The 25,910-nt window shown below is 61.7% G+C and carries 27 protein-coding genes; 17 read left to right on the forward strand and 10 right to left on the reverse strand.

The window, feature by feature from the left end:
• Positions 1-132 precede the first annotated feature (132 nt).
• Positions 133-1,134 carry a bile acid:sodium symporter family protein gene (locus ACF8RA_RS08545; RefSeq protein ID WP_176683994.1) on the reverse strand — a complete coding sequence of 334 codons (1,002 nt, stop codon included), beginning with the start codon at positions 1,132-1,134 and terminating at the stop codon, positions 133-135.
• A gap of 107 nt (positions 1,135-1,241) precedes the next feature.
• On the opposite strand from ACF8RA_RS08545, the gene ampC reads away from it, so the two are divergent.
• Together ampC and ACF8RA_RS08555 are read left to right on the forward strand one after the other, a co-directional pair.
• Positions 1,242-2,384, forward strand: coding sequence for a class C beta-lactamase (ampC, locus tag ACF8RA_RS08550; RefSeq protein WP_392462340.1), 1,143 nt, complete (start codon positions 1,242-1,244; stop codon positions 2,382-2,384).
• A gap of 299 nt (positions 2,385-2,683) precedes the next feature.
• Entirely contained in the window at positions 2,684-3,016 is a 333-nt protein-coding gene (locus ACF8RA_RS08555) for a hypothetical protein (protein WP_392462342.1), read from the forward strand.
• 46 nt (positions 3,017-3,062) lie between these two features.
• On the opposite strand, the gene ACF8RA_RS08560 is transcribed toward ACF8RA_RS08555, so the two are convergent.
• The 6 genes from ACF8RA_RS08560 to ACF8RA_RS08585 form a co-directional block, all read right to left on the reverse strand.
• On the reverse strand, positions 3,063-3,374 hold the full coding sequence (locus ACF8RA_RS08560; RefSeq protein ID WP_176683996.1) for a hypothetical protein: 312 nt from the start codon (positions 3,372-3,374) through the stop codon (positions 3,063-3,065).
• Positions 3,375-3,517: 143 nt separating this feature from the next.
• Entirely contained in the window at positions 3,518-3,706 is a 189-nt protein-coding gene (locus ACF8RA_RS08565) for a hypothetical protein (RefSeq protein WP_021782365.1), read from the reverse strand.
• A gap of 138 nt (positions 3,707-3,844) precedes the next feature.
• Entirely contained in the window at positions 3,845-4,165 is a 321-nt protein-coding gene (locus ACF8RA_RS08570) for a YbjQ family protein (protein WP_003253898.1), read from the reverse strand.
• Between the two features lie 70 nt (positions 4,166-4,235).
• Positions 4,236-5,120: an EamA family transporter gene (locus ACF8RA_RS08575; protein ID WP_392462344.1), complete on the reverse strand. Its 885-nt coding sequence runs from the start codon at positions 5,118-5,120 to the stop codon at positions 4,236-4,238.
• Positions 5,121-5,284: 164 nt separating this feature from the next.
• Positions 5,285-6,109: a class II aldolase/adducin family protein gene (locus tag ACF8RA_RS08580; protein ID WP_392462347.1), complete on the reverse strand. Its 825-nt coding sequence runs from the start codon at positions 6,107-6,109 to the stop codon at positions 5,285-5,287.
• Entirely contained in the window at positions 6,063-7,106 is a 1,044-nt protein-coding gene (locus ACF8RA_RS08585) for an ABC transporter substrate-binding protein (RefSeq protein WP_176683998.1), read from the reverse strand. Before ACF8RA_RS08585 ends, ACF8RA_RS08580 begins: the two co-directional genes overlap by 47 nt.
• Positions 7,107-7,280: 174 nt before the next feature.
• Between ACF8RA_RS08585 and ACF8RA_RS08590 the strand changes: the two genes are divergently transcribed.
• From ACF8RA_RS08590 to ACF8RA_RS08600, 3 genes are all read left to right on the forward strand, one after another.
• Entirely contained in the window at positions 7,281-9,233 is a 1,953-nt protein-coding gene (locus tag ACF8RA_RS08590) for an FAD-dependent oxidoreductase (RefSeq protein WP_392462349.1), read from the forward strand.
• A 39-nt stretch (positions 9,234-9,272) separates the two neighbouring features.
• Positions 9,273-9,872, forward strand: a complete 600-nt coding sequence (locus ACF8RA_RS08595; RefSeq protein ID WP_176684000.1) for a helix-turn-helix domain-containing protein — start codon at positions 9,273-9,275, stop codon at positions 9,870-9,872.
• An 80-nt stretch (positions 9,873-9,952) separates the two neighbouring features.
• A complete protein-coding gene (locus ACF8RA_RS08600; RefSeq protein WP_392462351.1) occupies positions 9,953-11,155 on the forward strand; it encodes an NAD(P)/FAD-dependent oxidoreductase in 1,203 nt (400 codons plus the stop codon).
• A gap of 74 nt (positions 11,156-11,229) precedes the next feature.
• Here the strand turns inward: ACF8RA_RS08600 and ACF8RA_RS08605 are convergent, their stop codons facing one another.
• On the reverse strand, positions 11,230-11,841 hold the full coding sequence (locus tag ACF8RA_RS08605) for an FMN-dependent NADH-azoreductase (protein WP_392462353.1): 612 nt from the start codon (positions 11,839-11,841) through the stop codon (positions 11,230-11,232).
• Between the two features lie 133 nt (positions 11,842-11,974).
• Between ACF8RA_RS08605 and ACF8RA_RS08610 the strand changes: the two genes are divergently transcribed.
• Together ACF8RA_RS08610 and ACF8RA_RS08615 are read left to right on the forward strand one after the other, a co-directional pair.
• Entirely contained in the window at positions 11,975-12,877 is a 903-nt protein-coding gene (locus ACF8RA_RS08610; protein ID WP_003253907.1) for a LysR substrate-binding domain-containing protein, read from the forward strand.
• Positions 12,870-13,229, forward strand: coding sequence for an MmcQ/YjbR family DNA-binding protein (locus ACF8RA_RS08615; RefSeq protein ID WP_392462355.1), 360 nt, complete (start codon positions 12,870-12,872; stop codon positions 13,227-13,229). The genes ACF8RA_RS08610 and ACF8RA_RS08615 overlap by 8 nt, the downstream gene beginning before the upstream one ends.
• Before the next feature lie 58 nt (positions 13,230-13,287).
• Here ACF8RA_RS08615 and ACF8RA_RS08620 read toward each other — a convergent pair whose 3' ends face one another.
• Both ACF8RA_RS08620 and ACF8RA_RS08625 read right to left on the reverse strand, forming a co-directional pair.
• A complete protein-coding gene (locus ACF8RA_RS08620) occupies positions 13,288-13,701 on the reverse strand; it encodes a DUF1294 domain-containing protein (RefSeq protein ID WP_392462357.1) in 414 nt (137 codons plus the stop codon).
• Entirely contained in the window at positions 13,694-14,524 is an 831-nt protein-coding gene (locus ACF8RA_RS08625) for an undecaprenyl-diphosphate phosphatase (protein WP_176684005.1), read from the reverse strand. Before ACF8RA_RS08625 ends, ACF8RA_RS08620 begins: the two co-directional genes overlap by 8 nt.
• Positions 14,525-14,823: 299 nt before the next feature.
• Between ACF8RA_RS08625 and mcpP the strand changes: the two genes are divergently transcribed.
• From mcpP to ACF8RA_RS08675, 10 genes are all read left to right on the forward strand, one after another.
• Positions 14,824-16,458, forward strand: coding sequence for a methyl-accepting chemotaxis protein (gene mcpP, locus ACF8RA_RS08630; protein ID WP_209966432.1), 1,635 nt, complete (start codon positions 14,824-14,826; stop codon positions 16,456-16,458).
• A 240-nt stretch (positions 16,459-16,698) separates the two neighbouring features.
• Entirely contained in the window at positions 16,699-17,265 is a 567-nt protein-coding gene (pnuC, locus tag ACF8RA_RS08635; protein WP_176684007.1) for a nicotinamide riboside transporter PnuC, read from the forward strand.
• Positions 17,262-17,831, forward strand: coding sequence for an AAA family ATPase (locus ACF8RA_RS08640; RefSeq protein WP_392462359.1), 570 nt, complete (start codon positions 17,262-17,264; stop codon positions 17,829-17,831). Before pnuC ends, ACF8RA_RS08640 begins: the two co-directional genes overlap by 4 nt.
• A gap of 298 nt (positions 17,832-18,129) precedes the next feature.
• On the forward strand, positions 18,130-18,567 hold the full coding sequence (locus ACF8RA_RS08645) for a hypothetical protein (protein ID WP_176684009.1): 438 nt from the start codon (positions 18,130-18,132) through the stop codon (positions 18,565-18,567).
• 1 nt (position 18,568) lies between these two features.
• On the forward strand, positions 18,569-19,147 hold the full coding sequence (locus ACF8RA_RS08650; protein ID WP_176684010.1) for an adhesin: 579 nt from the start codon (positions 18,569-18,571) through the stop codon (positions 19,145-19,147).
• A gap of 49 nt (positions 19,148-19,196) precedes the next feature.
• The gene (locus ACF8RA_RS08655) at positions 19,197-20,648 is read left to right on the forward strand and encodes a heme utilization protein (RefSeq protein WP_176684011.1); all 1,452 of its coding nucleotides are present in this window, start codon (positions 19,197-19,199) and stop codon (positions 20,646-20,648) included.
• A gap of 61 nt (positions 20,649-20,709) precedes the next feature.
• On the forward strand, positions 20,710-21,390 hold the full coding sequence (locus ACF8RA_RS08660) for a C39 family peptidase (protein ID WP_176684012.1): 681 nt from the start codon (positions 20,710-20,712) through the stop codon (positions 21,388-21,390).
• Between the two features lie 45 nt (positions 21,391-21,435).
• Complete coding sequence (locus ACF8RA_RS08665; protein ID WP_176684013.1) at positions 21,436-22,188, forward strand: hypothetical protein; 753 nt, start codon at positions 21,436-21,438, stop codon at positions 22,186-22,188.
• A 46-nt stretch (positions 22,189-22,234) separates the two neighbouring features.
• A complete protein-coding gene (locus tag ACF8RA_RS08670; protein ID WP_176684014.1) occupies positions 22,235-23,515 on the forward strand; it encodes a hypothetical protein in 1,281 nt (426 codons plus the stop codon).
• A 135-nt stretch (positions 23,516-23,650) separates the two neighbouring features.
• Positions 23,651-25,852, forward strand: a complete 2,202-nt coding sequence (locus tag ACF8RA_RS08675; protein WP_392462362.1) for an LTA synthase family protein — start codon at positions 23,651-23,653, stop codon at positions 25,850-25,852.
• Positions 25,853-25,910: the final 58 nt, after the last annotated feature.

Raw genomic sequence — 25,910 nt, forward strand, 5'->3', positions numbered from 1 at the left:
CGGGTGGAGATTGGCCAGCAGCCCTGGCCTCTTCGCGGGTATCAACCCTTTGTACGACCAAGCTTTTCAGCTCTCAGCACCGCAGAAAAGCTTGACCACCAACACAGCATCTACATGGGAACGTAAAGGCGCTCAAGACACCGCCGAAGCCTCCACCGCCTGCTCACGGCTGGCATAACGCTGCGCCAGCACAGCACACACCATCAGTTGTATCTGGTGGAACAGCATCAGCGGCAGGATCATCGCGCCAATGCCACTGCCCACGAACAACACCTGGGCCATGGGCACACCAGTAGCCAGGCTTTTCTTGGAGCCGGCAAACAGGATGGTGATGCGATCCTCGAGGTCGAAGCCCAGGGCCTTGCCAAGCATGCGTGTGCCGAACAGCACCACTGCCAGCAGAATCGCGCACACCACGAACAACCCCGCCAGGTGCTGCGGCGATACGGTATGCCACAGCCCGGTAACCACGGCCTCACTGAAGGCGGTGTACACCACCAGCAGGATCGAACCCTGGTCCACCACCTTGAGCCAGCGTGCATTGCGCTTGACCCAGGCACCGATCCAGCGCCGCGCGATCTGCCCGGCAACGAATGGCACTAGCAACTGCAAAGTGATCTTCAACACCGCATCCAGGCCGGAACCTGTATCACCACTGGCACCCAGCAGCAACATCACCAGCAACGGTGTGAGGAAGATACCCAGCAGGCTGGAGGCCGCCGCGCTGCAGATGGCCGCCGGCACGTTACCGCGGGCCAGCGAGGTAAAGGCAATGGCCGACTGCACGGTCGCAGGCAAGGCACACAGGTACAGGACGCCCAGGTAAAGCTCGTTACCCACCAGCGGTACGAACAAAGGTTTGAACGCCAGGCCCAGCAGCGGGAACAGTACGAAAGTACAGGAGAACACCAGTAGGTGCAGGCGCCAGTGCCCGGCACCGGCAATGATGGCTTCACGCGACAGTTTGGCGCCATGCAGGAAGAACAACAGGCCGATGGCCAGGTTGGTCAGCCAGCCGAAATACACCGCGCCATCGCCCGAGCAAGGCAGCACGGTGGCGATGAGTACCACCCCGAGCAAGGCCAAGGTGAAATTGTCAAATAACATGCGCAAATACTTCATCACTGTATCCATCTTGTCATTGTGGCTGGGCAGACGATAAGGTCTCTGGCTCTCCGTCGCTAACGCCGGAACCCCGAGTGGTATCGCTCAACGGACACGTTCCACAACAAGGACTCGCCATGCTCCGCCCACGTCTGGCTGCACTTGCAGCCGCCATTACCTTTGCTTTGGGCCATGCCAGCGCCCAGGCCGACGACCAGTTACAGGCCAAGGTCGACCAGATCATCCGCCCGCTCATGCAGGAACAAGGCATTACCGGCATGGCTGTGGCCATCTATGCACGCGACCATGCGCATTACTTCAGCTACGGCTTGGCCAGCAAGGCCGACAACGTACCGGTCAGCCGCGATACGCTGTTCGAGATCGGTTCGCTGAGCAAGACCTACACTGCCACCCTGGCCGCACTTGCCAGCGCCGAGGGCAAACTTGACCTCGACGCCCCGGCCAAGCGCTATCACCCGGCACTGGCCGGTGTCCCCATCGGCGACGCGACCGTGCTGGAACTGGGCGCCTATAGCGCCGATTGCCTGCCACTGCAGTTCCCCGACACTGTGCAATCGCCGCAACAGGTCGTCGATTTCTTCCGCCACTGGCAACCTCGCGCCAAACCCGGCACCCAGCGCTGCTACTCGAACCCCAGCCTGGGTTTGTTCGGTGACCTGGCCGCCCGGGCGCAGCACCAACCGTTCTCCACGCTGATGACTGAAGGCCTGCTGGCGAAGATGGGCCTGAAGAATACCTACCTTCAGGTTCCGGCCAGCGCCCAGGGGCTTTATGCCCAAGGGTATGACGCCGCCGACAAGCCGGTGCGTGTGGGGCCCGGGCCTTACGCCGACGAGGCATACGGCATCAAAACCAGCGCCAGCGACCTGCTGCGCTATGTGCGGCTGCACATGCAGCCGCAGGGCCTGCCACCGGCCCTGGTGAAAGCCACCGCCATTACCCAGCAAGGCTATTTCCAGGTTGGCGCCATGACGCAAGGACTGGGCTGGGAACGCTACCCCTACCCGGCCACGCTGCGCACTCTGATCGATGGCAACAGCTCGCTGCTGATCCGTGAACCGCAGGCAACCACTCGCTTGCAACCGGCCCTGCCCGCGCTACCGGCAGCCTGGTACAACAAGACTGGCTCCACCAATGGCTTCGGCGCGTACGCCGCGTTCGTGCCGGCAGAACAACTGGCAGTCGTGTTGCTGGCCAATCGGAATTACCCCAACCAAGCGCGGGTGCAAGCCGCCTTCGACATCCTTTCCGGCTTGTAACGCCAGCGGTGATTGTCGGACAAAACGACAGAATGTAGTGAGCAAAAAAAATCACTACAAAACGGTTGACGCCGTTCATCGCGCTTGGGCATGATGAAGCCGTCTCCCCGATCGGGAGCGGTGGCAAGGGTGTTCCAGACGGCCTGCGCGGTAACGCAGGCCGTCCGTGGAGAGGGAAACTGTCCAAAAGGCAGCGTGAGAAAGCCCCTGTTGCGATGCTGCTGTAGCAGCCTTGGTAGTGCGCTACACCGTGTAGCGCCAACTGTGAAAATCACCTATGAATGGGTAATGGGGGCTTTATGATGAACTTGAACAACAATCCGACTATCGACCAATTGGCCCAGCTGTTCGCCGTGCGCAAGGACAGCCTTGACGACCATCTGCTGTGGGTTAGCCAAACCGGTGAAGTGCGCCTCGACCGCCTGCCACCGAACACCGTCGAAGATGAATTTGAAGAGCACCTGCCCAGCATGCGTGCCCGCTTCAAGGTCTACCGCCGTGGCCAAGGCTACGTCGGCAAGAAAGCCGCCGCCGACACCGAATTCGTCAGCCGCGTGCTGCAGACCCTGCAACAAGAATGGCCCGCTGCCCGTGAGCAGCAGGCAGTCAAGGTGATCGAACCGCTGAATTGAGGGTTCGTACCCTTACCAGAGCCCGGCCCGCACAGGCCGGGCTTTTTCATGCCTGGCGCCGCTGCAAGCGGGTTTCCGGCAAAGGCAAGGCGCCCGTTGCCATCGCCCGGGCGCGGTCGACACCCCACACCAGCGCACGGGTCATGGTCTCGCCCGGCAGCGCAGGGTAATACTCTTCCAGCAACGCCCGCCCATTCCCGGCGTACAACCCCAGAAACAGCTGCGTCGCCCCCAGGCGCGACAAGCGCACCTGCACGTCCAGTGTGGTGCCGTCGCTGAGTGCTTCGTCGTGGCAGCGGCTGTGCAACTGTGCGTCGGCCCACTGCCAATAGGTTTCTTCCCTGACTCGCATGAGCATTCAATCCTCCGTCGCTGGAATGCCGCGTCAGAAAACCACAGGCCGGGCCATCCGGCGAGCGCTACCGGGCAATACCATGAGGCGGATCAACGAATGGCAATAAAAACCCCGCCGTTGGGCGGGGGGCGTGTGCAGACGCGGGATCACTTCTTGATCGGTACCCGCGGCATGAAGCGGCCTTTTTTGCTGCGCTGCAAATGTGCAGGCTGGAGCTGTTCGGAATCATCCAGCGTCATGTGGGCGAAACCCAGGCGAAATGCCGCCTGGCCGCAACGCACCTGGCTGTTGATCGGGAACGCATCGTTCAGGTCTTCGAAAAAGGATTCGCTCATGCCCAGTCTCCCTCCGGTGGCGGTCGCGTCGGCAACCAGACAAGTTGCCCAGGAAACGCGGCCTGTGAGAGTGAGACTAGCTGGTCATTTGCGGACCGACCGGACAAGAACCTTGTAGCCGACCAATGGCCGCAGGCTTTACTTCAGGCGTACTGCCGTACCGGTGGCAAATACCACGACCATGCCGCCCTGTACCGACGGCATGCTGATCTCAAAGTCCACCCCCACTACCGCATCGGCTTGCAACTGTCGTGCCCGGGCCTTGAGTTCTTCCGTGGCCTGCTCCCGGGCCTCGCGCAACGCGCTTTCCAGGGTTTGCGAACGGCCGCCGAAGAAGTCGCGAAACCGTGTAAAGAAATCGCGCACGAAGTTGATGCCCTGCACCGATTCGGAACTGACCACGCCCAGGTATTCGGCAATCGGGCGGCCTTCGAGCTGGCTGGTGGTGGAAATGATCATGGATGCGCTCCGTTGGCCTGGCAAAAAGAGGCCGATTCTAACAGAGCGCAGCTCAGCAGATTGAAGCGCCTTACGCGTTGGCTGCCCGCAAACGCTGACCGATGCGCGCACCAAACACATTCACCAGCAGGCCGACCATCACCAGCAATGCACCCCAGCCCTGCGTAGCGGTCAGGCGCTCTCCCAGCAGCAAAGCCGACGAACTCAGGCCAATCACCGGTACCAGCAGCGAGAACGGCGCCACCTTGCCTGCCGGGTGGCGCGACAGCAACTTGCTCCACAGGCTGTAGCCGAGCATGGTGGCCACAAAGGCCAGATACGCCAGGGCCAGCACCGAACTCCAACTGATATTGGCCAAGGCATGGCCAATGCGCTCGGGGCCTTCCAGCCACCAGGACAGTGCCAGAAATGGCAGTGGCGGTATCAGCCCGCCCCAGATCACCAACGCGACCAGGTCGACCGAGCCAAACCGTCGGGTAATGATGTTGCCCAGGCCCCACATTGCGCCGCCACACAGCGTCAGCACCAGCGCCAGCATGGGCACATGGCCGCCGTCTTCGCTGCCGATCAGCGCCAGGCCACTGGCCGCCACCAGTAGCCCCAGCACGCTGGCAAGGCGCAGCCGCTCACCGAGAAACAACGCTGCAAAACCGAGGGTGAAGAAGGCTTGCGACTGCAGGATCAACGAAGCCAACCCTGGCGGCATGCCGCTGTACATGGCCTGAAACAGGAACGCGAACTGGCCCAGTGAAATGGTCGCACCGTAAGCGATCAGCCAGCGCCACGGCAGTTTGGGCCGCCTGACCAGCAAGATCGCCGGGAACGCCACCAACAAGAAACGCAATGCCCCCAGCAACATCGGTGGCAGCCCGTCGAGGCCAACCTTGATGACCACAAAGTTGACTCCCCAGGCGACAATCACCACCAGGGCGATAAGCAGGTCCTTGAGTGGCATTGCGACTTCCTTCTGCAGGCTTTTTAGACATATTTCGTTACAGCATAAAGGTATTCCACACAAAGGGACCAGCACAGTTGAAACCAATGGTTGCACTACAGTGACTGTTCCGTCCGCCCGCTATCTGGCTGGACATCTACGCAACCAAATCAGCAAGCACAGGTTCAATCCTGATAACCAGGCGCCACCTTCTCCAGCATTCGCAACAACGCCGCCCACGCCAATTGCAGCGCATCCGGGTCGGTCAGTTCCCCCTGCTTCAAGCCGCTCCCCGGCGCGTTGAACTGCCGTTCGGTACGACTGCACACATCAGTCGACGGGAAAATCAGTTGCCCAGCACGCTGCGCCGCCAACTGGATCTCGCAAGCCTTCTCCAGGTAGTACATGCGCAGGAAGGCTTCAGCCACACTGCGCCCCGTGGTCAACAGCCCATGGTTGCGCAGTATCATCACCGGCTTGTTGCCCAGGTCGGCCACCAGCCGTTGCTGTTCATCCATGTCCAGCGCGATGCCCTCGTAGGCGTGGTAAGCCACATTGCCGTAAAACTCCATGGACATCTGGCTGACCGGCAGCAGGCCACATTCCAGTGCGGCCACCGCGCAACCTGCGCGGGTGTGGGTGTGCAGCACGCACTGGGCATCCTCGCGGGCAGCGTGAATGGCACTGTGAATGACGAACCCGGCTGGGTTGACTGGGTGACGGGCAGCCCCCACCGGCCGCCCTTGCAGGTCGATCTTCACCAGACTGGAAGCGGTGATCTCATCGAAGAGCAGGCCATACGGGTTGATCAGGAAATGGTGCTCCGGCCCAGGCAAGCGCAAGGAGATATGCGTGAAGATGAGATCACTCATGCGAAAATGTGCGATCAGCCGGTAGCAGGCAGCCAACTCCCGACGCAGGCTTTGTTCCGTTGCAGTCATCTTGTTGCCCCTTAACTGAACGCTATTTGCTGGCCCAGGCGTTGAAGCGTTGCTCCAATTCTTCGCCATGGTCGACCCAGAATTCCACGTTCATGGCCAGCGCCCCTTGCAGGTTCTGTGGTGACGTGGGTACCCAATTGGCCAGGGACGGGTCAAGCCTGGCTGCGGCCTGGGTATTGGTCGGCCCATAGGGTATCTGCTGCACATACCGCACCTGGGTATCCGGCTGATTGGCATAGGCAATCAGCCGCTTGGCCTGGTCGACATGCCGCGAGCCTTTGATGATCGCCCAATAGTCCATACCGTACAGGCTGCCAGGCCATACCACGGCCAACGGGCTGCCCTGCTGCGCCGCCACCGCAATTCGTCCGCTGTAGGTGGAGGTCATCACCACGTCACCGGCTGCCAGCCATTGCGCGGGTTGAGCGCCGGCGTCCCACCACTGGATATGGGGCTTGAGTTCGCTGAGTTTGGCGAAGGCCCGTTCGACACCCGCCGGCGTAGACAGTACCCGGTAAACGTCCTCGACCTTGACCCCGTCAGCCAACAGCGCGAATTCCAGGTTGTACACCGCACGCTTGCGCAGGCCACGCTTGCCAGGGTACTTGTTGATGTCCCAGAAATCGGCCCACGAGGCCGGCGCCTGGGCGAGCTTGTTGCGGTCATAGGCAATAGCCACGCTCCAGACCAGCGCGGCCGACCCACAATCCTGTGCGGCTGCCGGGATCAGTTCGTCTGCATGGCCCAGGCGCTGCCAGTCCAGATGCTCGTATATTCCCTCGTCGCAGCCGCGCATCAAGTCAGGGCCTTCGATCTGCACCACGTCCCAATCGACGTGGCCGGTGTCAGCCATGACCTGGATACGTGCCATTTCGCCGTTGTATTCACTCTGAATCAACTGACTGCCGTCCTGGTCACTGAAGGGTTTGAAGATCGCCTCATCCTGGGCCTTCTGGCCTGCGCCGCCATAACCGACCACAACCATCTGCTGCGCAGCTTGCGCATTGCCCAGGCCAAGGGCCAGCAAGGCTGCGCAAAGGCCGGTCATTCGTGGAAATAGCTGCATCGTAGCTTCCTCCTTCCGGTGCCCGACGGGCCCGTTTTCTTGTTGTTCTGAGGTCACACCCTCGCCACGCGAGTGAGGAAAACCTAGACAGACACTAGTAAAAAAACAAGTTGATTTTTTACTATCGATACACTTTTATAAGAAAAAATAACAAACCCGTACCGGAGCCGCCTGATGCAGACCGCCTTCCCTCACCTGTTCGAGCCCTTGCAGATCCGCGGCAAACGCTTGAAGAACCGCATCATGTCCACCGGGCACGACACCTGCCTGCCCACCGACAACCTGGTCAACGACAAACTGATCGCCTACCAGCGCGACCGCGCTGCCGGCGGCGTCGGCCTGATCGTGCTGCAGGTCACCGGGGTGCACGACAGTGCCCGCTACACCTCGCATGTGCTGATGGCCACTGACGATGCCTGCATCGCCGGCTACCGCCAGCTTGCCGAGGCCTGCCACGCGCACGGCACCGTGGTGCTGTCGCAACTGTTTCACCCCGGGCGGGAGATCATGGAGTCGGCAGACGGCCTGTTGGCGGTAGCCTACTCGGCCTCTGCGGTGCCCAATGAGCGCTTCCGGGTGATGCCGCGTGCGCTGGACCAGGCAATGATCGACGAAATCGTCCAGGGCTACGCCAGCGCCGCCCGCCGCCTGCACCAGGCCGGGCTGGATGGCGTCGAGGTGGTGGCCAGTCATGGTTACCTGCCCGCGCAGTTTCTCAACCCGCGGGTGAACGTACGCAGTGATGGCTACAACGGTGACCTGGATCAGCGCCTGAGGTTCTTGCGCGAAGTGCTGGCCGCAGTGCGCGCCGCCACCGATGAGCAGTTCATCATCGGCCTGCGCATCAGCGCTGACGAGCGCGACAGCCAGGGCCTGAGTGAGGACGAGTCACTGGCTGCTGCCGTGGCCTTGCAGGGCCAGCTCGACTACCTGCATATCGTCGCCGGTACCTCGGCCTCGCTGGGTGGCGCGGTCCATATCGTGCCACCGATGGCCATCGAACCGGCGTACCTGGCCCGCGAGGCTGGCACCTTCAGGCAGCAGCTGGCCATCCCCCTGTTCGTCACCGGGCGCATCAACCAGCCCCAGGAAGCCGAGCTGATCCTGGCCCGCGGTCAGGCTGATGTGTGCGGCATGACCCGGGCGCTGATCTGCGACCCGTTGATGCCAGTCAAGACCGAACGCGGCCAGGTTGAAGACGTGCGCGCCTGCATCGCTTGCAACCAGGCATGCATCGGCCATTTCCATCGCGGCTTGGCCATTTCCTGCATCCAGCGCCCGGAAACCGGCCGAGAGTTACAGTACGGGCACCTTACGCCCACTTCCTCGCCCAAACGCATAATGGTCGCCGGCGGCGGGCCTGCCGGCATGAAAGCCGCCGCCGTGGCTGCCGCGCGCGGGCACCAGGTCACGCTGTACGAGGCGGGCCCGCAGCTCGGTGGGCAGGTGCTGCTCGCCCAACTGCTGCCACGGCGCAGCGAGTTCGGGGGGGCCAGCACCAACCTGCAACGGGAAATGGCCCTGGCGGGGGTAGAAGTGGTGCGCAACACCCGGGTCGACCGCGCACTGGTCGAACGTGAGCGCCCTGATCTGGTCATCGCTGCTACCGGCGCCACCCCCTACTGGCCCGCGTTCGAACGTACCGGCGAGCTTCAGGTAGTGGACGCCTGGCAAGTGCTGCGCAATGAGGTGAAACCGGGGCGTTCGGTGCTGGTGATCGACTGGCGCTGTGACTGGATCGGCCCCGGTATCGCCGAACGCCTGGTGCGTGAAGGCCATCAGGTACAGTTGGCGGTCAATGGCACTCATTGCGGCGAGAGCCTGCCGCTTTATGTACGTGACCAACTGGCCGGCGAGCTGCATCGCCTGGGTATCCCTGTCACACCATACGCACGCCTGTATGGCAGCGACGACAACACGGTGTACCTGCAGCACACCGCCAGCGGCGATCCGATGATCTTCGAAGGCATCGACACCCTGGTGCTGTGCATGGGGCATCAACCGCAAGACCGCCTGGCCACCGAACTGGCAGGTGTGGTGGACGTCCGGCGGATTGGCGACTGCCTGGCGCCGCGCACGGCCGAAGAAGCGATTCACGATGGTCTGACGGTTGCCTGGTCGCTCTGAGGCTGTACATACTGCGGCTTTTGCGATGGACCGACGCGCATGAGCCAACCCTCCCAGCCTCCCGCCAGCGAACCCGGGGGCGCCGCGCCGCAGTTCCTCGGCACCCGCATCCGCGGCCTGCGCAAGCGCCGCGGCATGACCCTGGCGGAGCTGGCCGCACACAGTGAACTGACCGCAGGCTACATCAGCCAGCTGGAGCGCAACCTGTCCTATCCGTCGATCCCGGCGCTGTTCAACATCGCCCGCAGCCTGGGCGTGACCATCCAGTGGTTCTTCGCCAGCGAGGCCACCACCGCGCCCGAAGACCAAGGCTATGTGGTGCGGCGCAACAGCCGCCTGAGCGTGCATTATGAAGACGGCATCGTCGATCAACTGCTCACCCCCCAGCCCAACCGCCAGTTGGAGATGCTGCACTCCCGTTTCCCTCCGGGAACCTACAGCCAGCAAAGTTACAGCCACGACGGTGAAGAAGCCGGCTACCTCCTCAGCGGCACGTTTGAGCTGTGGGTAGGCGAGCGGCATTTCCAGCTGAGTGAAGGCGACAGCTTCAGCTTCCCGAGCCAGGAACCACACCGCTACGGCAACCCCGGTGAAGTGGATGCCGTGGTGATCTGGGTGATCACGCCGCCAACATTCTGAAGCACTCCAGCAAGCACTGGTAACACCGTTGACCGGCAATAAGGTCTACCTTGTCCACCGAACTTCAAAGGAGCACAACCATGAAGCAGATCCTGATCATTGGTGCGGGCTTTGCCGGCCTGTGGAGCGCGCTCAGCGCCATCCGCCAGCTTGACCTCAACGGCAGCAAGGACGTCGAGGTCACCTTGCTCGCGCCCCAGGCTGAACTGTCTGTGCGTCCGCGCTTCTACGAGCCAGACGTGCATACCATGGCCGCACCACTGCAGGCGCTGTTCGACGCTGTCAATGTCCGCTTCGTGCAGGGCACGGCATTCCACATTGATGAGGCAGCCCGTCGCGTGGGCTACCGCACCCGCAGCGGCACTCGCTGCGCCCTGCCCTACGACCGCCTGATCATGGCCTGCGGCAGTGTGCTCGATCGCCCTGACATGGTCGGCATCGAGCATGTCTTCGATGTCGACACGCTCGACAGCGCTGCACGCCTGGAAACCCACCTGAAGTCACTGGCCAGCCTGCCGAACATGCCGGCACGCAACACCGTGGTGGTAGCCGGGGGCGGTTTTACCGGCATCGAGACGGCCACCGAACTGCCGGCCCGCTTGCGCGCGATACTGGGTGAAGACGTCAGTTTGCGCGTAGTGGTAATCGACCGCGGCGCAAACATTGGTGCAGCCCTGGGTGACGGCATCCGACCGGCCATCGAGCAGGCATGCGAGGCCCTGGGCGTAGAGTGGGTTTGCGGTGCCACGGTGGTTTCGGCAGACCCTGCCGGAGTGCAGCTGGACAACGGCCAGCGTATCGACACCAGCACGGTGGTATGGACGGTTGGCTTCAAGGCCAACCCGCTCACCGAACAAATCAGCGGCGAGCGCGACAACCGCGGCCGCTTGCATGTCGATGGCAACCTGAAGGTCAAGGGCAATGAGGCCGTGTATGCAGCTGGAGATGTGGCTTACGCCACCTGTGACGCGCTTGGCAATCATGCCGTGATGTCGTGCCAGCACGCGATTCCGCTGGGGCGCCATGCGGGCAACAATGCCGCAGCCGATTTGCTTGGCGTAGCACCAGTGGCTTACAGCCAGCCCAAGTACGTGACGTGCCTGGACCTGGGGGCCTGGGGTGCGGTTTATACCGAAGGATGGGACCGTGAGGTTTCACCACCGGAGGACAAGGCCGAAGCCAAGGCGCTGAAGCGCCAGATCAATTCAGTGTGGATTTATCCGCCAGCGGCTGACCGGGAAGCGGCCTTGGCGGCAGCTGATCCGCTTATCCCGGTGGTCTGAGTCACTCTTCTACAGGTTGGAGTGGCCTTGTGCCTCGACAGGGGCCACTCTTGCGATCCACCGCATTCCCTTGATCAGGCAGCAGCAAACAGCTCGTTGGCGATCTGCGCCTGTGCAGCATCGATCGCCTGGCTGCGCTGCTCCGGGCCATAGGCCAGGCCATGGGCCCGGACGATTTCAAGGTCGGTAACACCGATGAAGCCCAGGAACACTTTCAGGAAGTCTTCGTGCCCGGCACCAGTCGGCTGGCCAGCGTGCAGGCCACCCGCGGTGGAAACCAGCACCACTTTCTTGTTGCCGCACAGGCCTTGCGGGCCGGCTTCGGTGTAGCGGAAGGTCTTGCCGGCGACGGCCACGCGGTCAATCCAGGCTTTTAGCTGGGTCGGCACGGTGAAGTTGTACATTGGCGCACCAATCACCACGGCATCGGCAGCCAGGAACTCTTCGAGCGTCTCGGCGCTCAGCTTGGCTTCGAAAGCCTGGGCCGCGTCGCGTACGTCTTCAGGGGTGCCTGCAGCCACAAGGGTGGCGGCGGAGAAGTGGGCGATGGCATCGGCAGCCAGGTCGCGGTAAATCACTTCAACGCTTGGGTCTGCAGCCTTCCAGGCTTCGACCACTTCGCGGCTCAACTGGCGCGAGGCGGAATTGTCGCCCAGGATGCTCGAATCGATGTGCAACAGTTTCATGGGACTCTCCTGTGATTGAAGACCGCATCTGTGGGCGATCACGATGGGGAAGATCCTACCGAAGTGATCAATAGCTGATAAGTAAGCAAAAATGCGTTAGTTTGTCCCACAGATGGAACAGTGAGACATTCCCATGCAAGACCTCAACGACCTCTTCTACTTCGCGCGCGTCGTCGAAGCTGGCGGATTTGCCGCCGCCGGGCGCCAGCTGGGCATCCCCAAGTCGCGCCTGTCGCGGCGTATCGCCGAGCTTGAAGAGCGCCTGGGCACACGTCTGTTGCAGCGCACCACACGGCAACTCAAGCTCACCGCAGTGGGTGAACGTTACTTGCATCATTGTCAGGCCATGCTGCTGGAGGCCGAAGCCGCTGACGAAACCGTGGCCAGCATGAGCAGTGAGCCGCGCGGGCGTTTACGGGTATCCTGCCCGGTGGCACTGGCACACGCCTTCCTGCCGGATGTGATCAGCCGCTTTCTTGAGCAGTACCCGCTGGTGCAACTGGACATGGTATTGCTCAACCGCCGGGTCGACCTGATTTCCGAAGGCATTGACGTAGCGTTGCGCGTACGCGACCTGGGCGACGAAGATCCGGCCCTGGTTACCCGCCGCCTGCGCCAGGCACAAATGCAACTGGTAGCCGCGCCCGGCTTTGCCGACCACATTCGCGAACCGGGCGAGTTGGCATCATTGCCCGTGCTGGGCGCAGCCGAAGCAGACCGGCTGGTACACTTCCGCCTGTTCGGCCCCCATGGCAAGCAGCAGGAAATAGCGCTGGAACCGCGCCTGGCGATCGATGATTTCGTAGTACGTAACGCTGCTGTACGTGCCGGCCTGGGGTTCACTGCGCTGCCCAGCATGTTCTGTGAAGAGGAACTGGAACGCGGCGAACTGGTGCGCCTGCTGCCAGACTGGTCGCTGCCGGGTGGCTACCTGCAGGCAGTTTACCCACACCGGCGTGGCTTGCTGCCTGCGGTCCGGGTGTGGATCGATCACCTGGCGGCGTCATTCGAGGCTTGTGGAGAGCGGTATGTCTGAACGAAAAATGAGCGAAGCCCAGGTAGCGGCGTTTTGCCTGAGCCTGCCAGGTTCGCGGGAAGACTACAAATGGGGCGGCATCCGAGTGTTTTCGGTGGCAGAAAACAAGATGTTCGCGGTGCTCGACCTGGCGGGTGCCGGGTTATCGTTCAAGGTGGCCGACGAGCTGTTTCTGGGTTATTGCGATCGCCCGGGGATACGGCCAGCTCCGTACCTGGCGCGGGCGCGGTGGGTCAGCATGACGCCACCCTACCCGATGGGGCGTGATGAACTGTGTGACGTGTTGCAGCGGTCGCACCAGCTGGTAGTGCGTCGGTTGCCCAAGCGGTTGCAAGTGGGGTTGGTCATGTGATCTAGCTGTGCCGGCCCGTTCGCGGCTTTACCCGCGAAGAGGCCGGTACAACTGCACATCAACCAAAGGGCAGATAACGCCCGTCAAGAAACAGCCAGTCTGCCCAGAACACCTGGTGCACCAGCACAATCCCCCAGCACACCAATTGGAACGAAACCTTGCGGGTCTTGTGCCGAAACAGCTGCTGTGCCAACAGCGCCCCCGGCCAACCACCGAGCAATTCACTGGCATGCAGCACTTTCTCGGGTGTACGCCAGGCCCGCGTACGTGCCTGCTGCTTGTCCTGCCAATACAGCAACAGGCTGATCAGGCTCATGGCCGGGTACAACGCCAACGGCCACCAGGTCTGATCGTTCCAGGCCATGCGCGCCGCCCCCAAGCCGGGCAACAGGCAAAGCACGCCCAACACCAGCAGCTTCAGGTGCACATTGCGCACACCTTCAGCCCGTTGCCCACGCAGCGCCTCAGCCATGCGCCGTGGACCAGTCGACCCAACCAAACTGCCAGGTCGCCAGAATGAACAGGCCGAACACAATGCGATACCAGGCAAATGCCGCGTAGCTATGGTTGGCAATGAACTTGAGCAATGCCCGTACGGCAATCATGGCAAAGATGAACGAGGTCACGAAGCCGAGCGCGAACACCGGCAGATCGCCGGGCTGGAACAAGTCGCGGTACTTATAGCCCGAATACACCGCCGCACCGACCATGGTCGGCATTGCCAGAAAGAACGAGAACTCGGTCGCTGCCTTGCGCGACAGGCCGAACAGCAGGCCACCGATGATGGTCGAACCGGAGCGCGACGTGCCCGGGATCATCGCCAGGCACTGGATGAAGCCGATTTTCAGTGCATGGCTCCAGCGCATGTCGTCCACATGGTCCACCTGCACGCGGTGCTCACGGCGCTCGGCCCAGAGCATGATGATGCCCCCCACCACCAGTGCCGCCGCCACGGTGACGGGGTTGAACAGGTATTCGTGAATAAGGTCGGCGAACAGGACACCCAGCACCACCGCCGGCATGAACGCCAACAGCAGGTTGCCCGTAAAGCGGCGCGCCGTGGGCTGACGGGTCAGGCCGAAGACCACTTCGAATATCTTGCTGCGAAACTCCCACACCACCGCCAGGATCGCCGCCAGCTGAATGATGATGTTGAAAGCCATGGCCCGTTCGCCGCCAAAACCGATCAGGTCGGCGACGATAATCTGGTGGCCGGTACTGGAGATCGGCAGAAACTCCGTCAGCCCTTCGACCACGCCTAAGATGATTGCCTGGAAGGCAGTCCAAAAATCCATCATTCCCCCGGATGGAGCGCTGCTTGTCGCAGGCCCCTTATTCTTGATTCGCTTGAGATTGCCTTACACGGCCCGGCTGTTTTACAGCGACTGTTGGGCGCAACGCCAGTGGAAAAGTTCACGCCTGTTAAAGGTTTCATCTTGCGCGGCCGAAATCCTGACAGAGCCCCTTGGCAATCGCTTTAACGACCTGTTGCAGACTATCACCAACATAGCACTTAGCCATTAGTCGAGTGGGGGCTCGCTGCAAAGCATGCTTCGATGCACCTCAATAAAAAGAACAATGCGGGAGCTGATGGATGAACACTCTGAGATCGATGTCAATCAGTCGGCGCCTGTGGCTGATCCTTGTGGTAGCGGTGGCCATGCTGGTGGTCCTGGGCCTGCTGATGCTGCGGCAGATCCATGGTGACCTTTACCAGGCCAAGGCGGAGAAAACCCGCCATGTGGTGCAGACCGCCGCGGGTGTGTTGGCCTATTACCAAGGCCTGGAAGCTGCCGGCACGCTCAGCCGCGAAACCGCCCAGCAACAGGCGCTGCAAGTGGTGCGCGCGCTGCGCTACGACCATGACGACTATTTCTGGATCAACGACCTGGGGCCGAAGATGATCATGCATCCGGCCAACCCCAAGCTCGACGGCCAGGACCTTTCAGCCATTCGCGATCCCGATGGTTTCGCCGTGTTCAACGAAATGGTCGCCCTTGCCCGTCAGCAGGGCGCCGGCCCGGTCAACTATCGCTGGCCCAAGCCCGGCGCCAGTGAGCCGGTAGCCAAGACTTCCTATATTCAGCTGTTCAAGCCGTGGGGCTGGATCATCGGTTCAGGCGTGTATGTGGATGACGTGCAGGCCGAATTCGCTCGCCAGTTGCGCGACGCTTCGCTGGTTGGCGTGGGCATTGCCCTGCTGATGGCGCTGGTGGTCATGCTGATTGCCCGCAGCATAGCCCGCCCGCTGCAGGAAGCGGTGCAGGCGATGGGCAACATTGCCAGCGGAGAAAGCGACCTCACCCGGCGCCTGGACACCCATGGCCGCGACGAGATCACCCACCTGGGCGAGCACTTCAACCGTTTCAACGGCAAACTGCAAGGCGTAGTCGGCCAACTGCAAGGCGCGGCCCACGCGTTGGCCCAATCCGCCGGGCACGTCGGTGACAACGCGGGTGCCGCCCAACAGCACAGCGCCCAGCAATCGCTACAGATGGACCAGGTGGCCACTGCAGTCAATGAGGTGACCTACGCCGTGCAGGACGTGGCCAAGACTGCAGAACAGGCCGCCGGAGAGATGCGTACGGCACAACAACAGGTGACCCATGGTCAGCAGGCCATCCACGGCAGCCTGGCGCAGATCGACCGCCTGTCGCTGACCATCGATCAGGCCGTACAGGTAATCCGCGACCTGGCCGGGCACAGCACGCGCATTGGTGGTGTGCTGGACGTGATTCGTTCCATTGCCGAACAGACCAACCTGCTGGCGCTGAATGCCGCCATCGAGGCGGCACGGGCCGGCGAGCAAGGCCGAGGCTTTGCCGTGGTCGCCGACGAGGTGCGACTGCTGGCCCAGCGTACAGCGCAATCGACGGCCGAGATTCATACCATGATCGAGCACCTGCAGAGCCAGTCGGACGCTGCAGTCAAGGCCATAGACACCAGCAGCGAGGCATCGCGCCAGACCGTCGAACAGGCACGCGAGGCCGGCGCCAGCCTGGACGCCATCAACCAGGTGCTGAACAACCTCACCGCATTGAATGCCTCCATCGCCAGCGCCACCTTGCAGCAGTCGCATGTGGTCGAAGAGATCAACCGCAATGTGCTGGATACCGCCGGGTTGTCGCAGCAGACCGCCGATGCGGCCCGTCAGTCCAGCGATGCCGGGGCGGCGCTGGGGCGATTGAGCGAAGAGTTGGAGCAGTTGTTGCGGCAGTTCCGGGTCTGAGAACAAGCCCTTGGTGGGCGGGCATGCCTGCTCTTGCAGGTATCGAGTGACCTTGAAGCCTGCGCACCTGTGGGAGCGGGCATGCCCGCGAAGGAAGCAACGCGGTGGATGGCACCGGCGCTGCCGGTGTTCGCGGGTGAACCCGCTCCTACCAAGGGGCATCCCACCGCTGCGCCCTACACCTTCCGCGGCCGACCCGCTACAATCGCGCCCCTCCCCCGTAGCCTCCAAGGATCGCCGATGTCCGGCCTTGAACTCATTGCCGCCGTCCTCGGCGTAACCGCTGTCTGGCTCACGGTCAAGCAGAACGCCTGGTGCTGGCCGATCGGCCTGGTCATGGTGCTGATCTATGGCTGGCTGTTCTACGAGGTAAAGCTGTATTCGGGCATGTTGCTGCAACTGGCCTACGCCATCCTGCAACTGTACGGCTGGTGGCAATGGAAACGCCCCGACCACGTTGAGGACGCCCGCCAGGTCTCCCGTCTGCAACGCCCGGCACTGCTCACCGGGCTGGCCGCCGGGGCGCTGCTGAGCGCAACCCTGGGCGCGGCCATGGCCAACTGGACCGATGCCGCCCTGCCCTGGCTGGATGCCACCCTGACCGGCTTCAGCCTGGTGGCGCAACTGTGGATGGCGCAGAAACGCCTGCAGTGCTGGCCACTGTGGGTCGTGGTCGACATTATCTATGTGGGCCAATACCTGCATCAGCAGCTGTATTTCACCGCAGGCTTCTTCGCCGTGCTCACCCTGATTGCTGTACGCGGCTGGCTGGAATGGCGCCGCGACCCGGCGCTGGTACAGCCATGAGTGCGCAGCAATCAATGAAAGTGCTGGTACTGTGCGGCCCTGAATCCAGTGGCAAAAGCTGGCTTAGCGGGGTGATCCAGGCACATTTTGGTGGCGTGGTGGTGGGCGAGTACGTGCGCCATTTCATCGACCAGCAATGCCGTGACACCTGCTACGCCGATATTCCCGCCATCGCCCGTGGGCAACTGGCATGGGAGGACCGTGCCCGCGAGCAGGCGCCACCGCTGCTAATTCTGGACACCCACCTGCTGAGCAACATGCTCTGGAGCCACGCGCTATTCGACGATTGCCCAACCTGGCTGGAAGAAGCACTGCTGGCACGGCGTTATGACCTGCACCTGTTGCTCAGCCCGCAAGGGGTGGACTGGATTGCTGATGGCCAGCGTTGCCAACCCGACCTCAGCGATCGTCAAGGCTTTTTCGAGGACAGCCTGGCTTGGCTGAAGCGGCACAACCAACCGCACCAAATACTGGATGGCAATTGGCCGCAGCGCCAATTGGTGGCCTTGCAGGCGGTTGCTACGCTACTTAGCGGCGATGAGCCATCATGCCCTGCCGAGTGTTAAGCCTCTGACACAACCCGGCGGGGCAAAGCCCCCGAAATTGCGGGGCTTTCCCCCGACCTGGGGCCAGTGTCACGCTCATGAAACACACTCTGCAAAAACCCTTCCACTCAAGGCCACCGCTGCCTTTGCCGGCAACGATCACGGCAAGCTGTTTCACGCCTGAGACAGCATGCGCCGCATTTTGTCAGCCCTCAGCGCTAACTATCTGATCCGAAAAGGATTCTAAAAAGCGGCACACCTTCTGCTCTGTGGTACGCATCGCTGAACAGGGCCAGCGCTCAAAGAAGGAGTTGCCGTCGTGAGGAAAAGTGACAATCGCCTCTATCACCTATTACTGGTGGGTTGTGTACTGGGGTCACTAAGCCTGACGGCTCAGGCGGACAAGGGGATCATCATCATCAAGCGCGATGTGCAAGTGCGCAACGCGACCATCCCCCCTCTGATCCCAGACCCGAGCCCTACCACCATCAATGCCAACCCTTCAGCTCACGTGCTCAAGCAAACCAGCGAGCTGAGCGATGGCGACTTCGCCAGCATCAGCAGTGGTGCAGGCATCAGCAACATGATCACCCAACAAACCAACAACCTGGGGGGCAACCTCGGCAACCAGAACCAGCTCCCCAACTTGGCGGGCGGGCGCGGTACGGGGTCGGGTAACGGTATCTCGAACATGGTCAACTCAAGCGTGCAGCGTGGCCTCGCGCCGCTGCAGATCCTGACCGGCGGGGGCAAGTGAGATGAAGCGCACTCTGCTGATGCTGGCCGCCCTTTGCACTGCACCGGTCTTCGCGCAATCCCTGGTTCCCGTCATCAACAACGCCGATATCGACAGCTCCGGCAGTCGCTATCAGGGGAACCTCTCTGTCAACCAGGCTGCTGGCGACATGCAGCAGCAGGTCAATGCGCGTGCCATCGCCGTCGGCCCCGAAGCCAGTGCAAGCACCCAGATCCGGCAACGGCTCAATACGCCCGCTGACCCTGCAATGGACGCCCGCTCGACCATCCAGGGCAACGCCTTCAGCAACGGCAGCGGCGCCCTGGGGATCAACCAGAGCGCAGGCGCCAACACCCAGCAAGCCAACGCACTGAACATCAGCATTGGTGCGCAGCCGCAAAGCATCGACGACAGCGTCCTCATGCAACAAAACGTGGCGCTGATCAACAACTCCGGAGCAACTGACATTCCAGCAGGCTATCGCCAGGTCACCACCAGTGACCAGGCCTTCACCGGTAGCCACGGGGTGATCCAGTTGAACCAGAGTGCCGGGGTGGGAAACCGAATGGCCAACACCTTGAGCATCCGGGTCGCGGATTGACCCTGCAGTTAAGAACGACACTTAACCTAATAGCGTACGGAGAATCACCATGAAACCCTCGATGGCAATCAAGCCTCTGGTTTTCGCAATTGCTGCGGTCATGGCTGTTGCTGTACAAGCTGGGCAAAATGATCGGCGTAATGACCACCATAACGGCCACCATAACAATGGTCATCACACGCCTCCACCCACCAAGATCCCTGTGTATGCAACGGCCAATGCCTGGGATACCCAAACCAGCACGCGTAACCGCATCACCAACCAAGGCACCATCAACGATGCCGAGATGAGTGACTCTGGCACCGGCTCCAGCGGCAACGTTGGCATAAACGTGGCGGCCGGTAACGGCAACCAGCAAGATAACGCCGCTGCCATTGCCAACGCAGGCTCTGACTCGAGCCTGGACAACAGCTTCGTGTTCGGCATGGCCAATGCCACGGCTGACGTTGTGCAAACCAGCAGAAACAACCGGGTCGACAACTACTCGACCCAGTCTTCGGCTGTGATGAGCGGCTCAGCCAGCGGCGCTGAGGGCAACATTGGCATCAACATTGCCGGTGGCGACCTCAACCAGCAGAAAAACACCATGGCCATCGCCAACACCGGTGCACCGTTGGGTAACGCCACCGCCACCGCGTCGGCCAATCAGGACGGCCCAGGCCTGATTGTAAACAACAGCGCTGACCGCACCTACCGGGTGGATACGATTACCATCACCAAGTCGGCCAGCGGTTCAAGCTCGCGTGATGGCTCGTTCAACTCGACCGACGACCGCAGCTCGTCCTCGAGCTTCAGCCTCGCCGGTGCGCATAGCGCCAGCTCCAGCGGCTCCAGTGGCTGGGACTCCAGCGGCTCGCATTCCAGCAATGCCAGCGGCTCCCACAACTCGAGCGCAAGTGGCTCGAGCGGCTGGGGTGCCAGTGGCTCTGCCAGCGGCAGCCACAGCGCGTCGAGCAGCGCCAGCCTGGCAGCTTCGCTGGACGCTGAAGTTAACGCCACGCGTACCCATACCACCGACTATGGCCGTTATGAGCGCTCCCACTCCAAGTCCTTCGATGGCTCGCTGAGTGCATCGCTGGATGCATCGGTCGACAAGTCGCGCGAAAGTGCATACGACTCGTCGTTCGAGAAAGCATTCGACTCCAACTACGACAAGTCGCGTGAATCGGCGTATGACAAGTCCAAGGACTCTTCGTACTCCAAGTCTCACGACTCTTCGTACGAGAATGCTTCGGCATCCGACTTCTCGAAGTCTGGCGAGCAATCGAAACAATCCTCGAACGACGTTTCGAAGAGCTACAGCGAAAGCAGCGCTTACGACTTGAGCAATACTGTGTCCTTCCAAGTGCTGACCCCGACCGGCTGGGCCAACCCAGTTACCAACACTGCAACCCTTAGCGGTTCGGTGAATGGTGGCAGCGGTAACCTGGGCGTCAACGTAGCAGCCGGTGTGGGCAACCAGCAAAGCAACTCGCTGGCCATCTCCAACACCTCGTTCTGACCGCTGTGCTTGAGGCCCCCTTCGGGGGGCCTTTCTTCAACACACCGTAAGGCACCCGATCATGCGTATTTTCGCCTTGGCGTTTTTGCTGTGCCTGGCCAGCGTGAGCGAAGCTGCACAAATGCCCCTGTCCGTCCTGCCGGGCGGCGCCGTGGTGTTCAAACCGATCCAGAGCTTGCGTGAACGCAAGTTCGCCGACCTGGTGCAACAAAAGACCGACTTCAGCTGCGGCGCCGCCGCGCTGGCCACCATCCTGCGTCAGGCCTACTGGCTGGACGTGGACGAACATCAGATCATCGAAGGCATGCTGGCCCACGCCGACCAGGACCTTGTGCGCACGCAAGGCTTCTCGATGCTCGACATGAAGCGCTATATCGAAAGCCTCGGGATGCGTGCCCGCGGTTACCGGGTGGCGCCCGAAACCCTGCAAAGCGTGCGGATTCCCGTCGTGGTACTGATGGATGTGCGCGGCTACAAGCACTTCGTGGTCATGCAGAAGGTCGACAAAGGCTGGGTGTACATCGGTGACCCGGTGCTGGGCCACAAGCGATACAAGGTCGACGATTTCCTCAAGGGCTGGAACGGCATCATCTTCGCGGTGATCGGCCAGGGTTACGACAAGAACAACATCCTGCTCGACCCGCCCCTGCCACTGACCGCCAAGGACCGGGTGAACAACTTCACCCCCGTGCAGGACTCAGAGCTGCTGGACTTCGGCTTCATCAGAAGCGACTTCTTCTAACGACTGTTCTAATGACAAGGAGCATGATGCTCCAGGGAGCATTTCATGAAGACTTCATTGTGGTTGGCCATGGTCTGTCTGGCAGCCAGCCTGCCCAGTCACGCAGAGACATTCAAACCCATCGAACTGAAGGACCAGGAGCTGGCGAACCTGCGGGGCCGCTATGTGATGCCCGGACGAATCGTGAGCTTCGGTATCATCATGTCCAGCACCTGGCAAAATGCCAAAGGGGATGTGATCGGGGCAACGTCCACGCTGCAGGTTCAGCAATCGACCATCAAGCCCCAGTTCTATGTATCGATGATTGATAAAAAAGGCGCAGGTAAGGCGCCGAGCAGCGCTTCTGCTGCCGGGACTGGCGTGGTAACGGGCGGCAACGGCCTGACCACCACCGAAGGTGTGACCCAGGTGGTGCGTGCAGCCGGTGACAACAACGCCGCTTACAACAACGTCGATATCAACGTGACCAAAGCCAACCAGGCCCCCGCCGTACAACAGCACGGCCAGGTACTGGCCGCCGGCCAGACCCTGGTTGGGGAAAATGGCGCCGGCGCACTCAGTGTGTCTTCCAGCGGTGTGGGCGTGCAGCTCAACATCAATGCCAGCAACAACCAGGGCAGCAGCGTGCAACGCCTGGCCCAGGGTGGCCTGCTGCAGAATTCGACGCTGCTCGGCAACGGTAACCTGGTCAACAACGTCACCAGCCTGAACGTTGTCATGCGTGAGAGCGTGCCGACAGCGGCTTCGCTCAGCGGTAGCCTCGACCAGCTCAAAGGTCTTCGCACCTTCGGATACTGATCTACGCTCAGTCTCATCGAAAGTAGTTGGAAGGGACGGCAACTCCATGTACCGATCTTTTACGCTCAGAGCTTTTGTGTGCTTGACTGCCTTGGCCCCAGCCACAGCACTTTACGCAGCCGCTGACCCACAGGTCGAAGCGCTGAAACAGGAACTGACTGAACTCAAACGCCGCTATGAGGCACAGCAACAGGCACTGATGGTGCTGGAACAACGTGTACGCCAGGTCGAAGAGGCCCCTGCAGCAACGCAACCCAGACGCCTGGTCAAGTCTCCCGCCGAGGGGGTAAAAGGTGCGCAAACCGTTGCCTCTGGGGCACCGGGCACTTCAGGTAGCTCCTACGGTCAGGCACTGACGGCCGACTCCCAGCCGGCGCAAAGCGTTACCAACCTGTATGACGAAGCCAGCGGATTCTTTGGCGGGGGCAAGTTCAGCTTCGAAACCGGCCTCACCTATACCCATTACGATACCCGTGCGCTGACCCTCAATGGCTTTCTGGCACTGGACTCGATCTTCCTCGGCAGCATCAACCTCGACCGGATCAAGGCTGACAACTGGACCCTGGACATGACCGCGCGCTATAACCTGGCACAGCGCTGGCAGTTCGATATCAACGTCCCCGTGGTCTACCGCGAGTCCACCTACTCGTCTGGCGGTGCGGGAGGGGCCGGGGCAACCACCTCCGATGCCAGCGTGACCCGCGACCCGGAAATCGGCGATATCAACGTTGGGGTGGCCTATAAATTCCTCGACGAGGACGAAACCTGGCCGGACGCAGTGGCCACCCTGCGAATAAAGGCACCGACCGGCAAGGACCCCTATGGCATCAAACTGCGTGAGGTGGATGGCAACAACAACCTCGCGGTACCGGAAAGCCTACCGACTGGCAACGGCGTATGGTCGATCACACCGGGCATCTCGCTGGTCAAGACCTTCGACCCGGCTGTGCTGTTCGGCAGCCTGTCCTACACCTACAACATGCAAGACTCGTTCAGCGACATCAGTCCGCAGGTGAACAGCAAGGTGCCGGGTGACGTCAAGCTTGGTGACTCGTGGCAGATTGGCGGCGGCATCGCCTTTGCCCTGAACGAAAAGATGAGCATGTCGTTCTCGGTATCCGACCAGTTCGCCCGCAAGAGCAAGATCAAACCTGATGGCGGCGACTGGCAATCGATCTCCAACAGCGATTACAACGCGGCCAACTTCAACATCGGCATGACCTTCGCCGCCACCGACAACCTGACCATCGTGCCCAACCTGTCCATTGGTCTGACCGATGACGCACCGGACTTTTCTTTCAGCCTGAAATTCCCTTATTACTTCTGATAGTTGCCATCGGCCGGGGCTGTGCGAACGACCCCGGCTTTGGTTACCAACCTTGTAATCGACCGCCTTCCCTGCCCTGCCCTGTTATCATCAAGCACAGTTGCATGACGATTTAATGGCAAAAGGGAAGTTTTTGTGAAGAGCCTGTCCGACCACCCACGCACCCGGCTTACCGCTTTGGCGGCCCTGGTGTTGGTGATCCCACTGGGTACGCGCGCCATGCTGGGTTGGTCCAACCCGTTCGGTTACCTGTCAGACCTCGCCCTCGGCAGCCTGTTGATCGTGCTGCTACACCGCAGGCCGTGGTGGCTTGCGTTGCCCGTGCTGCTGGCCTGGGCGGCGCTGTGGGTGGCCTCGGCCGAACTGGTGAGCGCAGTGGGCCGACTGCCCACCAGCGCCGACCTGAACTACCTGGTCGACCCGCAGTTCATGGAGAATTCGACCGGTGGCAGCCTGGCCCATGCCTGGCTGCCCTGGGCTCTGGGTGGCGGCTTGCTGGCCTGGCTGGCCTTCGCATGGCGCAGCCGTGCACAGGCCAGCCAGCCACTGCCGCACAAGGCCTGGGCCATACCCGTACTGCTGTTTGGCACGCACTGGGGCAGCCAGCAGTTGCTACCTTCCGATGCCGACCAGTGGCGGCAATACAACCTCCCCCACCAGTTGATGTCTGCCGGGGTCGGTAACCTGCAACGCCAGGTCGAAGGCTGGATGGGCCGCACGCAAACCTTCACCCCGCTCGCCAGCAGCGGCCTGACTCAATCCGACCTGCATGGGCAAAGGCTGCTTGCCGGCCCGGGAAGCGCCCGCAACCTGCTGGTGATTACCATGGAAGGCATCCCGGGCGCCTACCTGCGGCCTAACCGCCAGGCGCTGAACAGCCGTTTCAATGAGGACTTGATGCCCAGGCTCAGCAAGTGGGCCGAGCGCGGCATGAACACCCCAGACTACGTGCTGCACACCCACCAGACCATCCGTGGCCTGTATGCGATGCTGTGCGGCGATTACGACAAGCTGGCCAATGGCACGCCCAAGGGCGTGGAACTGCTGACCCAGAACGCACGCAACCAGGCCTGCCTGCCGGCACAATTGCGCCAGGCCGGTTTCACCACCCACTACCTGCAAGGCGCGGGCCTGCGCTTCATGGCCAAAGACCGCATCATGCCGCACATCGGTTTCGATTCGGTGCATGGCCAGGAGTGGTTCAGCAACAAGAACTACCTGAACTTCCCATGGGGCAAGGATGACCGCGCTTTCTTCGAAGGCGCCCTGCGCTATGTCGGCCAGTTGCAGAAGCAGGACAAGCCTTGGATGCTGACGCTGCTCACCGTGGGCACCCACCAGCCCTATTCGGCGCCGGCCGAGTACCTCAAGCGCTACGACACAGCGAAACAGGCAGCGGTCGCCTATCTGGATGACGCGGTCGGGGCATTTCTTGACAACCTCGAGCGCCAGGGCGTCCTCAAGGACACACTGGTGGTGCTGACTTCCGACGAGTCCCACGGCATCGATGGCGTGCGCCTGGCCTCGTCCTGGGGTTTCAACCTTACCCTGGCGCCGGAGCAGGCCCAACTGCCAACCATCAAGCACGGCACTTACGGCCATATCGACCTGGCCACCTCGCTGCTCGACTACTTCGCACTGCCCATTCCTGTCGCGCTTGGCGGCCGCTCGTTGTACCGCGACTACGACAACGGCCGCGAAATGATCTCCTACACCAACGGCATGCTGCGCTACCACAACGGCCAGGGCCTGTTCACCGAATGTGACTTCCAGCAGCGCTGCCGGCGTTATGCCAGTGAAGGTTTCATCGCCGACCAGGCCCGCTACCTCGGTCCGGCCGACAGCCTGCTGGGCCAGCAGATCGGCGCCCTGGTCGGGGTGCTCGACCAATCCCTGCTGCAAACCCCGCTCAACCTGCGTTACCAGTTCGGCGGCCCTTCGCCGATCAAGTTGCGCAAGCGCATTCACGATGACTGGGCCGACAACCTGATTGGCGCCCAGTACCTGGAAATGCCTGGAGGCTCGCACACCCGCGTGCGGGTCAAGGTACGCTCGCTGGATCCCAAACGTGCGGCCTATATACGGCTCAAGGCCAAGCAGTTGGAACAGGACGTGCCGTTAGGCCTGCCAGAAGAGGTAAAGGTCACCGCCGACGCGCCCCTGGAGATGGAGTTCAGCTTCGACAACCCGACCGAGCGCAAGGCGTTTTCCTTCCATTTGCTGGGCTATGGCGGCGGCAAGGTAGAAGTCAGCGATTTCAGCGTGATCACCGCCCTGCCTGGCGAGGATGACGGCGCCGATGAACTGGCCGAGGGGCATATCGCCCACTCGGGATGAGCCGGTACCGCTCATCGAACGAGTACGCAAAAGGCTTAAGGCAGTTGGCTCTATAGCC

The organism is Pseudomonas sp. FYR_5, from assembly GCF_043106315.1.
Taxonomy (GTDB): domain Bacteria; phylum Pseudomonadota; class Gammaproteobacteria; order Pseudomonadales; family Pseudomonadaceae; genus Aquipseudomonas; species Aquipseudomonas putida_Y.

Coding starts and splice junctions, on each gene's coding strand:
- ACF8RA_RS08590 (WP_392462349.1), top strand. CDS start 7,281: ATGCAGACCGCCTTCCCTCACCTGTTCGAGCCCTTGCAGATCCGCGGC.
- ACF8RA_RS08565 (WP_021782365.1), bottom strand. CDS start 3,706: ATGAGCGAATCCTTTTTCGAAGACCTGAACGATGCGTTCCCGATCAAC.
- ACF8RA_RS08555 (WP_392462342.1), top strand. CDS start 2,684: ATGATGAACTTGAACAACAATCCGACTATCGACCAATTGGCCCAGCTG.
- ampC (WP_392462340.1), top strand. CDS start 1,242: ATGCTCCGCCCACGTCTGGCTGCACTTGCAGCCGCCATTACCTTTGCT.
- ACF8RA_RS08545 (WP_176683994.1), bottom strand. CDS start 1,134: ATGGATACAGTGATGAAGTATTTGCGCATGTTATTTGACAATTTCACC.
- ACF8RA_RS08605 (WP_392462353.1), bottom strand. CDS start 11,841: ATGAAACTGTTGCACATCGATTCGAGCATCCTGGGCGACAATTCCGCC.
- ACF8RA_RS08660 (WP_176684012.1), top strand. CDS start 20,710: ATGCGTATTTTCGCCTTGGCGTTTTTGCTGTGCCTGGCCAGCGTGAGC.
- ACF8RA_RS08595 (WP_176684000.1), top strand. CDS start 9,273: ATGAGCCAACCCTCCCAGCCTCCCGCCAGCGAACCCGGGGGCGCCGCG.
- ACF8RA_RS08670 (WP_176684014.1), top strand. CDS start 22,235: ATGTACCGATCTTTTACGCTCAGAGCTTTTGTGTGCTTGACTGCCTTG.
- ACF8RA_RS08585 (WP_176683998.1), bottom strand. CDS start 7,106: ATGCAGCTATTTCCACGAATGACCGGCCTTTGCGCAGCCTTGCTGGCC.
- ACF8RA_RS08655 (WP_176684011.1), top strand. CDS start 19,197: ATGAAACCCTCGATGGCAATCAAGCCTCTGGTTTTCGCAATTGCTGCG.
- pnuC (WP_176684007.1), top strand. CDS start 16,699: ATGTCCGGCCTTGAACTCATTGCCGCCGTCCTCGGCGTAACCGCTGTC.
- ACF8RA_RS08640 (WP_392462359.1), top strand. CDS start 17,262: ATGAGTGCGCAGCAATCAATGAAAGTGCTGGTACTGTGCGGCCCTGAA.
- ACF8RA_RS08620 (WP_392462357.1), bottom strand. CDS start 13,701: ATGGCTGAGGCGCTGCGTGGGCAACGGGCTGAAGGTGTGCGCAATGTG.
- ACF8RA_RS08570 (WP_003253898.1), bottom strand. CDS start 4,165: ATGATCATTTCCACCACCAGCCAGCTCGAAGGCCGCCCGATTGCCGAA.
- ACF8RA_RS08625 (WP_176684005.1), bottom strand. CDS start 14,524: ATGGATTTTTGGACTGCCTTCCAGGCAATCATCTTAGGCGTGGTCGAA.
- ACF8RA_RS08650 (WP_176684010.1), top strand. CDS start 18,569: ATGAAGCGCACTCTGCTGATGCTGGCCGCCCTTTGCACTGCACCGGTC.
- ACF8RA_RS08665 (WP_176684013.1), top strand. CDS start 21,436: ATGAAGACTTCATTGTGGTTGGCCATGGTCTGTCTGGCAGCCAGCCTG.
- ACF8RA_RS08575 (WP_392462344.1), bottom strand. CDS start 5,120: ATGCCACTCAAGGACCTGCTTATCGCCCTGGTGGTGATTGTCGCCTGG.
- mcpP (WP_209966432.1), top strand. CDS start 14,824: ATGAACACTCTGAGATCGATGTCAATCAGTCGGCGCCTGTGGCTGATC.
- ACF8RA_RS08560 (WP_176683996.1), bottom strand. CDS start 3,374: ATGCTCATGCGAGTCAGGGAAGAAACCTATTGGCAGTGGGCCGACGCA.
- ACF8RA_RS08615 (WP_392462355.1), top strand. CDS start 12,870: ATGTCTGAACGAAAAATGAGCGAAGCCCAGGTAGCGGCGTTTTGCCTG.
- ACF8RA_RS08600 (WP_392462351.1), top strand. CDS start 9,953: ATGAAGCAGATCCTGATCATTGGTGCGGGCTTTGCCGGCCTGTGGAGC.
- ACF8RA_RS08610 (WP_003253907.1), top strand. CDS start 11,975: ATGCAAGACCTCAACGACCTCTTCTACTTCGCGCGCGTCGTCGAAGCT.
- ACF8RA_RS08580 (WP_392462347.1), bottom strand. CDS start 6,109: ATGGCGAAGAATTGGAGCAACGCTTCAACGCCTGGGCCAGCAAATAGC.